Origin of the sequence: Corallincola luteus, from assembly GCF_004336975.1 — a bacterium.
In the GTDB taxonomy this organism is placed as follows: Bacteria; Pseudomonadota; Gammaproteobacteria; order Enterobacterales; family Neiellaceae; genus Corallincola; species Corallincola holothuriorum.
This window is the reverse complement of record NZ_SJXE01000004.1, coordinates 320,678-332,465: the sequence shown is the minus strand read 5'-3', so window position 1 is coordinate 332,465 and position 11,788 is coordinate 320,678. Positions and strand designations below refer to the sequence as shown.

The window sequence follows — 11,788 nt, the reverse complement described above, 5'->3', positions numbered from 1 at the left end:
AGAGATGAGGCCTTAAATGATGCACAGGTTCAAAGAGTTAAGAAAGGGTGACCCACCAAAAAACGCGAAGGGCCATAAAAGCCTGCATCTTTTAGTAATGTGATAAGCGCATTGCTGATCCGCTCTTGCCAGTAGACTGAGAAGCTGACCTGATGCCGATCACTGTATTTTAAGCGCACAGGGGTTAGTTGTTTTCCTACTGAATCTATATGCATCTGGGTGTAGTCATTAAACCGCCCAGCATTTTCGATATAGCCATCCATTTTGTGCGCTGCCGGGTTGATCCCTCTGGCACCATCCAATCTGTAATCCGCTCCCGCATGAACAAATGGCCAGACTGGTACCATTGGCACTGGATCAGCACCGTGGACGCAACGGTAGATATTCTCCATTTCACCTTGCGTACTATTGGCATAGTCTTTTCGACCAACCCGTGGTGCTCCGAAGGTATAAACGCTGACGGGCACATGGTAGTTGGCTCGCAGCCAGTTGGCGGTGAGATTGGCGAGTGCGCCGCCGAGGCTATGACCAACACAATGAACAGGGCCAAGTTTTATCCCTGGAGCACTGAAATAGCTTGTCAGGTTCGACTTCATGGAACGGAAGTTGTGATTAAAACCGGCATGGATCCGCTTATTATTTGGCCCATTGGTAACACCGCAGTGCAGATCAGTCACTGCATCACGGCCTGAAGCCGTGCCGCGAATAGCGACGATGTGGTGATTTGCATAGGGAGAGTTAGGTCTACCACGGCCAATCACACCAAAGCCGGTCTTGTGATTAAACAGACGTTCAAGGATCGTACCGCTGACACCTTGGATCAGGTTGCCAGAGAAATCGAAATCATGGGCGAGTATTGGTGGAACGTCATCGGCATTGATTCCATTCTTGGCCGTACGTGATTCATACGCAAATTGTGCCGTTTGCGCCGCAAGTTTGGGGCTGAGAGAGTACATTATCGTCGTCCTTTACGAAGTACATTTAGTATGTTCGGTTGTATTCTTCAAAAATTATAAAGTCATCAGACCAACGAGCTAAGCTAGTTGCGAAAAAATCAATGTTAGAATTTTTATTATTTTTGAATTCAAATTTGACTAGTTTGGATGTCAAGTCGCAGTTAAGAGAACCCAGCTTCCTTTCATACTCTGGACGCTTTTCTATGCCATGGAATGTTGAGCGCCAAAGTTTATATTTCTGGCCACACCTCTCAGCAAAGAGCTCTTGGTAGGTGCGGCTGACATCAAACATGCTTCCAGGCTTACGGGAACGGATGTTTACCTCTGGAAATGAAAATTGCCCGTTATCGTCAGTCGTGGTGTAATCAAGGCGTTCATTCTCGTAGTAATAAGTTAAGCTACGCGTGATCTTTACGCCTGACACTGGCTTGCCCTCAAGCAGTATTTGTCCTTTGACTTCAGGACAAAGATTGACATCAAACTTCTTGAATAATCCGAACATACCGATGTTACCTGTGATGAACAAAAACAGCAGGAAGATGACGTTAAGCGTGTGGGATGGTGCTTTAAAAGTGGGGAACAGCTTCACCCTACTATCGGGGCTGCTTTCACTCCATGAACACGCCGTTTTCTGCGGTCAACTCCTTTGACTGCAGGAAGTCTACGCGAAGATATTTATCGAATCAACGTCACTGATTTATAAACCAAATATTAGCTTTTTATTAGGTTGTCGCGATGCTGTCCTATAGCGTCGTTTGACTAACTTACCCTGTCGAACTCTTCAAAGAGGTTATAGTCATCATCCCAGCGACAAATACTCGTGGCATAGTGGTCTCTATTGGTTTTTTTACTATTAGGGAACTCAAATTTGGCAGGCTTAGATTTTAGCTCACAGACAAGCGAAGCTAATTTTTGAGCGTAATCCGGACTCTTTTCTATCCCATAATACGGGGACAACCAGAGCTTATATTCTTTATCTTTGAAAGATGCGGTAATTTTTTGGAGTGTGAATTCTACGCCAAACATGCTGCCTGGTTTGCGTGAGCGGATATTAATCTCTTCTAAGAGAAAACGTCCATCTGCATCTGTCGACACGCAGTCAACTCGCTTCTTTTCATCCATAAAACCAAGGCTACGGGTGATTTTTATGCCTGCAACAGGCTTGCCCTCAAGCAGTATTTGTCCTTTGACTTCAGGACAAAGATTGACATCAAACTTCTTGAATAATCCGAACATACCGACGCTACCTGTGATGATAAAAAACAGCAGGAAGATGACGTTAAGCGTGTGGGATGATGCTTTAAAAGTGGGGGGAGCAGCTTCACCCTATTATCGGGGCTGCTATCACTCCATGAACACGCTGTTTTCTGCGGTCAACTCCTTTGACGGCAGAAAGCCTACGTTAAGTTATCTATTGAATCAATGTCACTGCGCTTTCAGCAGTAACGGCTCGGCATCGCTTTGCGCCTCGGGTGCGGCTTGTATAAATGCCTCCAGTTCGTTGCACCGTGACCAGATCTCGGTGATGCGAGGGAAGCGTTCCATACCTATGTTAAATCGCTTGGCGTTATAGACTTGCGGGATCAGGCAAATATCGGCAAACGTGGGCGTGTCTCCCACTGCAAACACGCCGCCAGTTTCTGCGAGCTGCTGTTCGATAGGCACAAAACCCTTGTGCATCCAGTGGGTCATCCATCTGTGTTTTTCTGTGTCATTTATCCCTAGGTTTTTTGTTAGGTATTGCTGCACCCGCAGGTTGTTCAGCGGGTGGGTCTCACAACAGATATCTAAGGCCAATGCGCGGCTTTGTGCACGCTTGAGCGGCTGGCAGGGTAACAAGGCGGGGGCTGGGTGACGCTCCTCAAGATATTCCATGATCGCCAATGATTGTCGTAGTACACCGTCGGGAGTGCCCAGCGTAGGAACCAGGCCACTGGCGTTGAGCGCCGTATATTGCTGACTATGTTGTTCGCCACCATGCTTAACTAGGTGAACCGGCTCGGTACGATAGCTCAGCCCCTTTAGTGCTAAGGCGATGCGCACGCGATACGCTGCTGATGAACGCCAATATGAGTACAGTGTATATTCCATGGCTACCTCTATTCTTCCTGTGGAAACGGGATCACGGTTTGTTCAATCGCGCCAAAAATTGAGCGGCCGGCGGTATCAAACATCTCGATGCGAATGGTGTCACCAAAGTTCATAAACGGCGTTGTGGGTTTACCTTCTGCAACGGTTTCCAACATCCGTTTTTCAGCTATACAGCTTGAGCCTGCGCTACGGTCATAATTGCTTACTGTGCCTGAGCCTATAATGGTGCCTGCGCACAGTGGCCGTGTTTTCGCGGCATGAGCAACTAATTCGGCAAAGTTAAAGGTCATATCTGTGCCTGCGTCCGGTTCGCCAAATAGCGTATTATTGAGGTGGCTGGTCAGAGGCCGCAGCACTTTACTTTTTTGCCAATGATCACCTAGTTCATCAGGGGTGATCGCCACAGGAGAAAAACTGCTGGATGGTTTGCTTTGGTAAAAGCCAAACCCTTTGGCTAACTCGCCGGGGATTAAATTACGCAGTGATACATCATTAACCAGCATCAGTAGTTGAATGTGGTTATCCGCATCTTTGGTCGCAACGCCCATCGGCACATCGTCGGTCACCACCGCGATCTCCGCTTCAAAATCGATGCCCCAATCGGTGGATGCCATCGGAATAGGATCATGGGGAGGCAGAAAACAATCAGAGCCACCTTGATAGATCAGTGGATCGCTCCAGAAGCTCTCTGGCATCTCGGCTCCGCGCGCTTTGCGTACCAGCTCGACATGATTAACATAGGCGCTGCCATCAGCCCAATGAAAGGCACGGGGCAGGGGTGATTCACAAGCACTTTCAACAAAGCCAAAGGTATCGGCAAGCACGTTGTCGTTGAGCTGTTGATAGACAGTGTCGAGCGCTGGCCGGACAATTTGCCAGTTATCCAGCGCTTGCTGCAGGGTGCTGGCGATCTCTGTCACGGTCACCGCTTGGCTAAGATCACGACTCACAACGATCAGTTGTCCATCACGAGTGCCGTTTTTCAAACTGGCTAACTTCATTTAGCGCTCCTTTCTGCTTTAACTTCAACCCAGTTCATTGTGATTGCGCCAGCTGTAAACATAGTCAGGGTTCTCCAGTTCTGAAGCTTTCGGTGACACTTCTAACGCATCACGGGTGTCAAGCATCACTGCCACTTCGTCGGTGAACTTGCGGCTGTATTCTTGACCAGCTTTGTACGCCTTAGGATGGGGGCCGTGGGGGAAACCCGCCGGGTGCAGGGTGACCATGCCTTGGGTGATATTGTCGCGACTGAAAAAGTCGCCCGCGTGGTAGAACAACACTTCATCGTAGTCATCGTTACTGTGATAGAACGGTACTTTCAGTGCGCCGGGGTCACTCTCAATCGGACGGGGCACAAAAGTGCAGATAACAAAGTGTTTGGTAACAAAGGTGGTGTGCGCCGACGGTGGCAGGTGATATCTGTGACTCATTAACGGGCGTATGTCGCGCCAATTCAGTTTCACCACCGAAAGATCGCCGTGCCAACCCACCGCATCAAGCGGGTTAAATGGATAGGTGATCACAGATATCTGTTGATGGCGCTTAACATGCACTTGCCAACGTTCTTCGTTTTGTTGATCTAGAAAAGTCTGGTTGATCTGCGGTGTTTTCAGTACCGCAGGGTCAAATAATGCGTGTCGACCCACCATCCCCTTATCGGGCAACTGGTAGCTTTGTTCGGTGGCCTCAATCATCAATAGGCGCATAGGCCGTTGAGGGCAGAGTCGCCACATGGTGCCTCGAGGGATCACCACATAATCACCTTCAGTCAACGTCATATGGCCATAATCGCAGAATATCTCGCCGTCGCCTTCATGAACGAATAGCAGGTCGTCACCATCGGCATTACGTACTAGATTCTCCATCGCTTCGTTGCAGTCCCATAGCCGGTAGCGGCAGTGAGCGTTGTGTAGCAAAGTGGGCGTGCGCCACGGGCTGTCGGGGGCAATACCTGTGATCTTTGCAAAAGCGAATGCTCGGGGGCGGAGCGGGCCTTCCCAGGCCAGCCAACCCGTAGGTGGATGGCGGTGATGAATATGGCTGGCAGAGCCAAAAAATCCATCGCGACCCACCTCGCGTTCATATAGTCCCTCTTCGGGAAAGTCAGCGTGGGCTTGTGCAGAGCACTGCCCCTCTGTGCGGGGAAAGTTGATCGGTTGGCTCGCCATATTACTGCTCCTTGCTCAATGTACCGCGGCGGATCTGATCTTCTTCGATAGATTCAAACAGTGCCTTGAAATTGCCCTCGCCAAAGCCTTGGTTTCCCTTACGTTGAATGATCTCGAAGAACACCGGCCCGATCACCGTATTGGTGAAGATCTGAAGTAAGATCCCATCTTTTTCAGGTGCGCCATCGATCAGGATCTTCAAGGCTTGCAACTGAGCGACATCTTCACCATGGTCGGGAACTCGGGTATCGACCTTTTCATAGTAGGTGTCCGGTGTGAACATAAACTCCACGCCACGATTTTTGAGGGTTTGTACTGTGGTGTAGATATCATCTGTGGTCATGGCGATATGCTGGATCCCTTCGCCGTGGTATTCACGGATAAACTCTTCGATCTGCGATTTGTCGTCAGAAGATTCATTTATCGGTATGCGGATCTTGCCACAGGGAGCCGTCATGGCGCGGCTTTTCAGACCCGTGAGTTTACCTTCGATATCGAAGTACCGGATCTCACGGAAATTACCTAACTGCTCATAGAAGTGTGACCATTTATCCATATTGCCACGCATCACGTTATGAGTGAGGTGATCCAGCTCGTAAAGCCCCACTTGGTGGCTTTCCATCTTGTGCTGCCAGTCTGGATAAAACTTGAAGTCTACTTCGTAGATACTGCTGTCGCCGTAGCGATCAATAAAGTAGAGCGTACTTTTGCCAATACCGTACACGGCAGGGATCTTAAGCTCCATGGCGCCCAGGTTGCCAACATACTCAGTAGCGCCATGGGCGATAGCGCGCTTTAATGCTGCCCCGGCATCGGCAACACGGAATGCCATACCGCATACGCTCGGCCCATGAATACGTGAGAACTGCTCCGCTTGCGAGCCAGGCTCTGCATTAACGATAAAGTTAAGGTCACCCTGCTTATAGAGCCATACCGCTTTTGAGCGGTGCTTTGCCACTTCGGTAAAGCCGAGTGAGCAAAATAGCTGTTTTAACGCATCAATACCGGCGGTATCCGCCGCTGTATATTCGACGAATTCGAAGCCGTCAGTACCAAGTGGGTTAAGAACTGGATCAGTCATCGGGTTGAGATTAGCCATGGGAACAGTCACCTCTTTTTAATGGGCGTTGTAATTGTTTGAACCTAAGTTAGGGCTAATTACTGCAATCTGTCGCGAAAATAGCGGAGGGAGCAAAGTGAGGCGATTTGGTTAAATGGTAAACAAATCGTTACGTCATCAGAGCCGTGCTTCAAACCCCTATATATCGCGGTTTGGCGGCGCAACGTTGTCAATTATCGTTGAAAAAGTGGCAAGTCTAAATGAGCCTAAGTGGGGAGGGATGCAAGTTCCGTGGTTGTCAGCAGTGCTAATGCCTTAGCAATTAATATCTATGCTGTGCTCGGCACGTTGCCGTTGGTTGCGCCAGGGTATTAGCTTCGGAAAGTGAGCAAGAAGGCAGGCCATGTATCTGAACGAGCACTGCCAGTAGTGCGGTGGCAACTATTACTAATAGCTTTCGCGCCTTGAAATCAAAGCAGATGCCTTGCTGGTTCAGTACTTAAACTGCGATGAAGTTGTGTATTGTTTGAGTGATGTATCGGTTGCATCGATGCAACCGACAGCTTGATGCTTACTGCAAGATCGCACTTAGCTTTATCTGATAGAGATTGCCTCGGCCGTTTTCGATACGGGTAAAAAACAGGTATTCGCCATTGGGTGACACGATCGGTGTGAACTCATGGTTTGGCGTATTTACTTTTTCGCCTAAGCTTCTCGCTTCGCTCCAGATCCCATCCACTTTTTCGGCGATATAGAGATCGCCTTTGCCGAGGCTGTCGTTGCGACCGGAGATGCTAAAAATAATGGTGTTACCATCACTAAGCACGACAGAGTCACCGATTTTGGCGTCTTTCCCATAGATATGTGCGGGTAAGGGCTTTGGTTCTTCAAATCCAGCAGGCGTCTTCTTCGCTACGTACATTTGACGTTGGTTATCGCGAAAAGAGGGAAAGTAGAGATCACCGTTGGCGGTGATTGAGGGATACAGGTCATCCGAGTCAGAACTGAGATCTGGCAGGTACTGGGGCGTTTGCCAGACACCTTTGTCTAGCGCTACACGCCAAAGATTCACTGAACTGCTAACTGCCGAGCCGGGCTTTATTGGCCGCTTGGAAACGAAGTAAATCGCTGAGTAATCTTCGTTGTAATAGGCATCGGCTTCTAAATAGCCGCCAGAGAATGGCAGTGCTACGGGCGGTTGCCATTGACCGTTCTTATAATGAGATCCCATCATGGTGCACTGACTGAAGTCGTCATGGCAGCGAGCAAAGATAACGTGATCACCCGCTTTGTTGAAGACAGTGTTGATCTCAAAATTGTCTTTGGTAGAGATGATCCCCGGCGCAAATTCTACCGCCTGCTTAGCGGCTGGCGCAGAGTGGTAAGGTGTGGGCGCTGCGGACAATGTTGAGCCAAATGTGAGAGCGGTTGCGGCAATGGCTAGTGTACTGATGCGGTTGAAAGCTCTCATCTATATATTCCTGATGCTCATTACTTATTAACTGAATTGATGCGTGCCGATAACCACATCTGATTGTTGAGGATGCAAGTTACCGTTAATGGAATTTACAGGCCACTATCGCCAAGCAAAAACAGCAATTGGAATGTCGTACCTTGTGTAAGTGGTTCTGTACATCATGCCTCTACTATCGACTAGAGAGTAGGTCTTTCACCCTGCATAACTTATGTGGTTTTTTAGTGCTGTAACAGCCGGAATGGTTGATGTAAGTGATCGGCCTGTTGCTTCTTTAGTCATCAAGTAATTACAAAGAGACCAATAAAAAAGCTCCCTTACAGGAGCTTCCATATGGCTTGAAGCGAAAACATCTATGCTTGCTTACGATGCCAACCCATTGCAGCAATAACCAGCGCGATCAGCGCAATACTTGCAGGTGCAGGAACCGCCGCGTTAGTACTAGAATTAATATCGAAAATAGCGGTGCCATTAAGTTGTCCGGCAAAGTTGAAATAGGCAGAGCTGGCGTCAAAACCATAAGAGGTGACCCCTAAGGTACTTGCCGCAGCATCATACATTAACGATGTAATGGATAAATCAGAGAGTACTGAAAGCACAAAGCCGTTAAAGCTGCCACTCGCAAAGCTGTTGCCTGAGTGTCCGACGATCACCTGAGTATCACTCACATCAATGCTTACGACACTAAATCCACTGCAGCTTGTTGGATATTCAACCGTAGCGTCTACCGTTTTAGTGCCATTGGAACAATACAAGCTGGTGTCGTTTGGGTAGTAAAAATCTGCGCCTACCGTTGCTCCCATCAAACCTGCGTGTGCAATGCCCGCCCAGCTTGTCAGCAGTAGTACTGATAATACAGAAACGAAATTTTTCATGGTTAAACATCCCTTTATTAGTATTTAGCGCCAGTAGCCCACTTCATCACTCTAGCCTTAGTCAGGCAGAACGCCTTCATTACGACAACGGTGCAATAATAAGACCATTAATTTTAGTTGTTTTAATTCAACGAACTAGAAACGAAGCACTTTGAAGGTACCGCAGCTATGTATAATTTGGTGACGTTGTGAGGGGGCTGAATCTCACGGGGACAGGGATAGCGAATAGCTCAACTAAACCCATTTTTGGATCAGCCTGATCAGGACAGTGCTAACGAATAGTACCGTCCTGATTTTTGGCAGGGGAAGCTGAGGATCGTTAACTCGACACGCCTACTAGTCGGTTGGAATTAAATCGGTCTTTGCAGCCATCACGAAATCATTCTTATGTAGTCCACTGATCTTGTGTGTCCACCATGTCACCGTGACTTTGCCCCATTCGGTTAAAATTGCGGGGTGGTGGCCATACTCTTCAGCGAGATCGCCGACACGATTACTAAAAGCCATCGCTTTCTTAAAGTTACTGAAGCTGTACTGCCGACGGAGCATCAAGATGCTGTCTTCGCTAACGGCTGCCCAATCCGGGATCTCTTTGATTAGGGCTGCTAACTCTGCGTCAGTGACTTTCGGTGCGTCGGCGCGGCATGCTTCGCAGTTAGTTTTTGCAAGATCTGACATAGCTGTTCCTGTGTCCAATGGTGATAACAAATAGCATTAGCGCCGAATGCGCGTTGCTTTAATTTACTGCGCTACGGGGGCAAATCGCGGCGGGAATAGCCCCTGTTTCTGCGCTCGGTCGACTTTAGCGATCAAGTTCATTTCAGCAATTTCGACCAGTTCGTCGATATCATCCAACACATAATAGACCGGTTGCATGATATCAATACGATAAGGGGTGCGCATTGCGTCGAGGATTTTTAACGGCAGGCGCTCGGGGTCTGGAGAGAGTAATGCACGCTCTGTTTCCCCTGGTGATGACAGAATGCCGCCGCCATAGATACGCAAGCCTTCGTCGGTGTTGACCAAGCCAAACTCGGCGGTAAACCAATATAGCCTTGCTAGATATACCCGTTGCTCTGGGGTGGCTGCCAAACCGATCTGACCGTAGCGATGGGTAAAATGGGCGAATGCGGGATTTGTGAGTAACGGACAGTGGCCGACGATCTCGTGAAAGATATCAGGCTCCTGCAAGTAGGCGAACTCTTCTCGGCTGCGGATAAAGGTGGCGACGGGAAACTGCTTGTTTGCCAGCAGCTGGAAGAACTTCTCAAATGGGATCAGTGCGGGGACCGCCACAACCTGCCAGCCGCTGGTTGCAATGAGCACACGGTTAATCTCATCCAGTTGTGGAATACGATCTGTGGGGAGGGCGAGCGCTTCCATGCCTTTAAGGTATTCATCACAGGCTTTACCAGGCATCACCGCTTGCTGCTGACTGATCAGGTCATGCCATACCTGATGTTCTTCGTCACTCCAGATGATAAGGCCATCTGAGTCTGCCTGTTTCGATACATAGCGACACTGTTTCACCGCTGTCCCCCTTAATTGCTTCGGTCTGACGTAGGGCGTCAGCCAACGCTTATAATTTGGACATCACTTTAGGAGTGATTACGCCAAACGCCCAATTTGTGGGGGATAAAGCAGCGCTGTCAAATCGTACTTTATTGTTTACTTTGTGATGTTACTTAATTGAATTAACTAACATTTTAGCTGGTGTCAGGGCTGTTAACGACGATCGCACGAGGTGCATCCATGGCAGGTGGCACGCCCTTCTAAGCGCATATAGTCGCGTTGAATATGGCAATAAGCACGCTTGAGGCAACGACGATAATCAAACCAATCAGTCGGTTGCTGTTGTAATACGTGGCCATTAAAGCGCTTGTAAACCTCTTTGCCGTGGCGCTCTATAAACGTCGTATTAAAGCCGATCTCAAAAAGAGTCAGTAGCTCGGCCATGTTACTCATGCTATTTATCTGTGCAGCAATTTTTGTTGCTTGCGCGGCTTCTGTGTTGCTGTCTGTTGTCATTATCTAGCTGCTTATGCTGACTGTCAGGAGAGGGCGGTTTAGCGTTCCGAACTGTTACCTTAATAGTTTTAACTGCAGTGCCAATTTTTCTCTTCGTGCGGCTTTCAGGTTAGCGGCAACTGCATCTCTAACTCTTGTTAAGCTCTCTAAACTGCTATTAATCTCTTTGAATTACTCTCAGCTTCTATCAATTCCTATCGGTTCCTATCAATTCCTATCAGTTCCTCTATCAATATTGATGCCACTACGGCGTCGAGCCACACCGTTAATCTACATAGTCCCGCCAGCGGGTTAGGGGTTGGGTTGTTTAGCTGGACGGCCAACAATTTGCAGTAAATCAGCCAAATTCCGCGTGTGTTGTGTCAAATCCAACAATAGGTAATAGGTCTTGTTGTCACGCAACATGTTGAAATTTAGCCTAATTACTAAAACTGACTACGGCGGGTAGATGGTTTGTTTCTTGCTGATATAGCAGTGGTATCACTTTAATATTTTAGGAGTTAAATCATGCTGTTGGATAGCTATGAAGCGCAAGGGGCGTTATTTACCACCAACTTTAAGGCGGAAACAAGTCAGGCTGGTCTGCATGCCTATCGTGGTGAGTTGGTGCTGATCGATGGTGAGATCGCCGATGATTCAGGTCGTCGCAAAGCACCAGTGAAGTTGCTTCGCGATGCAATATTACTGGCAGAGGGAGAAAAGCTAAAAATGATCGTTGGCGGCTTCGACGATATCGCAGATATCAGCTTGCTGCTTGAGCGCTATGGTCAGGACTTTGCTGATGATGCGTTTATCTTTTTGTTGGCGCCCAATGCCCATTGTGAAGCGAAGACGGTGATCAATGGTATTAGTGGCTATCTACTACCGTGGGATGCCATGGTGTGGGCTCAGCTTACGGAAGAGCTGCGGTTAGAAAAGAGTGACTTCAAAGGGCTTAAAGCGGCCGACAAAGTATTGAAAGTGTTCGGCGAGTTGAAAGATTACGCGCCGAGATTTGCACAGCTCTCACTGGATGAGATGCTAGCCAATGCTACATCAGCTAAGAAAGAGGTTCATGGCGCTATCTAATTGCTGATGAAGCCATGCCAAGGGTGAGGGAGCGATGGTTTCTCTCACCACTCTTACCATCGCAG

General features: G+C 48.5%; 13 protein-coding genes. 1 reads left to right on the top strand and 12 read right to left on the bottom strand.

Going from position 1 to position 11,788, the window contains the following annotated elements:
* Positions 1 to 29: 29 nt before the first annotated feature.
* The 12 genes from EZV61_RS11085 to EZV61_RS11030 form a co-directional block, all read right to left on the bottom strand.
* Positions 30 to 956, bottom strand: a complete 927-nt coding sequence (locus tag EZV61_RS11085; RefSeq protein ID WP_131415610.1) for a lipase family protein — start codon at positions 954 to 956, stop codon at positions 30 to 32.
* Positions 957 to 981: 25 nt separating this feature from the next.
* Entirely contained in the window at positions 982 to 1,545 is a 564-nt protein-coding gene (locus tag EZV61_RS11080; protein ID WP_131415608.1) for a DUF6795 domain-containing protein, read from the bottom strand.
* Positions 1,546 to 1,715: 170 nt separating this feature from the next.
* Positions 1,716 to 2,192: a DUF6795 domain-containing protein gene (locus tag EZV61_RS11075; protein WP_131415606.1), complete on the bottom strand. Its 477-nt coding sequence runs from the start codon at positions 2,190 to 2,192 to the stop codon at positions 1,716 to 1,718.
* A gap of 189 nt (positions 2,193 to 2,381) precedes the next feature.
* Positions 2,382 to 3,047: a maleylacetoacetate isomerase gene (gene maiA, locus EZV61_RS11070; protein ID WP_131415604.1), complete on the bottom strand. Its 666-nt coding sequence runs from the start codon at positions 3,045 to 3,047 to the stop codon at positions 2,382 to 2,384.
* An 8-nt stretch (positions 3,048 to 3,055) separates the two neighbouring features.
* Positions 3,056 to 4,048, bottom strand: a complete 993-nt coding sequence (locus tag EZV61_RS11065) for a fumarylacetoacetate hydrolase family protein (protein WP_131415602.1) — start codon at positions 4,046 to 4,048, stop codon at positions 3,056 to 3,058.
* A 24-nt stretch (positions 4,049 to 4,072) separates the two neighbouring features.
* Positions 4,073 to 5,218, bottom strand: a complete 1,146-nt coding sequence (locus EZV61_RS11060) for a homogentisate 1,2-dioxygenase (protein ID WP_130565475.1) — start codon at positions 5,216 to 5,218, stop codon at positions 4,073 to 4,075.
* Between the two features lies 1 nt (position 5,219).
* Positions 5,220 to 6,299 (bottom strand): 4-hydroxyphenylpyruvate dioxygenase, encoded by a 1,080-nt coding sequence (gene hppD / locus EZV61_RS11055; RefSeq protein WP_131415639.1) that lies wholly within the window; start codon positions 6,297 to 6,299, stop codon positions 5,220 to 5,222.
* Positions 6,300 to 6,849: 550 nt separating this feature from the next.
* Positions 6,850 to 7,749 (bottom strand): TolB family protein, encoded by a 900-nt coding sequence (locus EZV61_RS11050; RefSeq protein WP_131415600.1) that lies wholly within the window; start codon positions 7,747 to 7,749, stop codon positions 6,850 to 6,852.
* A gap of 356 nt (positions 7,750 to 8,105) precedes the next feature.
* The gene (locus tag EZV61_RS11045) at positions 8,106 to 8,627 is read right to left on the bottom strand and encodes a PEP-CTERM sorting domain-containing protein (protein ID WP_114336808.1); all 522 of its coding nucleotides are present in this window, start codon (positions 8,625 to 8,627) and stop codon (positions 8,106 to 8,108) included.
* Between the two features lie 336 nt (positions 8,628 to 8,963).
* Positions 8,964 to 9,305 (bottom strand): 4a-hydroxytetrahydrobiopterin dehydratase, encoded by a 342-nt coding sequence (locus EZV61_RS11040; protein WP_114336807.1) that lies wholly within the window; start codon positions 9,303 to 9,305, stop codon positions 8,964 to 8,966.
* Between the two features lie 63 nt (positions 9,306 to 9,368).
* Complete coding sequence (phhA, locus tag EZV61_RS11035; RefSeq protein ID WP_131415598.1) at positions 9,369 to 10,157, bottom strand: phenylalanine 4-monooxygenase; 789 nt, start codon at positions 10,155 to 10,157, stop codon at positions 9,369 to 9,371.
* A 195-nt stretch (positions 10,158 to 10,352) separates the two neighbouring features.
* Positions 10,353 to 10,655 (bottom strand): nitrogen fixation protein NifW, encoded by a 303-nt coding sequence (locus tag EZV61_RS11030; protein WP_131415596.1) that lies wholly within the window; start codon positions 10,653 to 10,655, stop codon positions 10,353 to 10,355.
* Positions 10,656 to 11,162: 507 nt separating this feature from the next.
* Here EZV61_RS11030 and EZV61_RS11025 point away from each other — a divergent pair.
* Positions 11,163 to 11,723 carry a hypothetical protein gene (locus EZV61_RS11025; protein ID WP_114336804.1) on the top strand — a complete coding sequence of 187 codons (561 nt, stop codon included), beginning with the start codon at positions 11,163 to 11,165 and terminating at the stop codon, positions 11,721 to 11,723.
* The last annotated feature ends 65 nt before the right edge of the window (positions 11,724 to 11,788 follow it).

Bases quoted from the DNA above. Each gene is read 5' to 3' on its own strand.
- EZV61_RS11085 (WP_131415610.1), bottom strand. From the start codon at position 956: ATGTACTCTCTCAGCCCCAAACTTGCGGCGCAAACGGCACAATTTGCG.
- EZV61_RS11075 (WP_131415606.1), bottom strand. From the start codon at position 2,192: ATGTTCGGATTATTCAAGAAGTTTGATGTCAATCTTTGTCCTGAAGTC.
- maiA (WP_131415604.1), bottom strand. From the start codon at position 3,047: ATGGAATATACACTGTACTCATATTGGCGTTCATCAGCAGCGTATCGC.
- EZV61_RS11065 (WP_131415602.1), bottom strand. From the start codon at position 4,048: ATGAAGTTAGCCAGTTTGAAAAACGGCACTCGTGATGGACAACTGATC.
- EZV61_RS11060 (WP_130565475.1), bottom strand. From the start codon at position 5,218: ATGGCGAGCCAACCGATCAACTTTCCCCGCACAGAGGGGCAGTGCTCT.
- hppD (WP_131415639.1), bottom strand. From the start codon at position 6,299: ATGACTGATCCAGTTCTTAACCCACTTGGTACTGACGGCTTCGAATTC.
- EZV61_RS11050 (WP_131415600.1), bottom strand. From the start codon at position 7,749: ATGAGAGCTTTCAACCGCATCAGTACACTAGCCATTGCCGCAACCGCT.
- EZV61_RS11045 (WP_114336808.1), bottom strand. From the start codon at position 8,627: ATGAAAAATTTCGTTTCTGTATTATCAGTACTACTGCTGACAAGCTGG.
- EZV61_RS11040 (WP_114336807.1), bottom strand. From the start codon at position 9,305: ATGTCAGATCTTGCAAAAACTAACTGCGAAGCATGCCGCGCCGACGCA.
- EZV61_RS11030 (WP_131415596.1), bottom strand. From the start codon at position 10,655: ATGACAACAGACAGCAACACAGAAGCCGCGCAAGCAACAAAAATTGCT.
- EZV61_RS11025 (WP_114336804.1), top strand. From the start codon at position 11,163: ATGCTGTTGGATAGCTATGAAGCGCAAGGGGCGTTATTTACCACCAAC.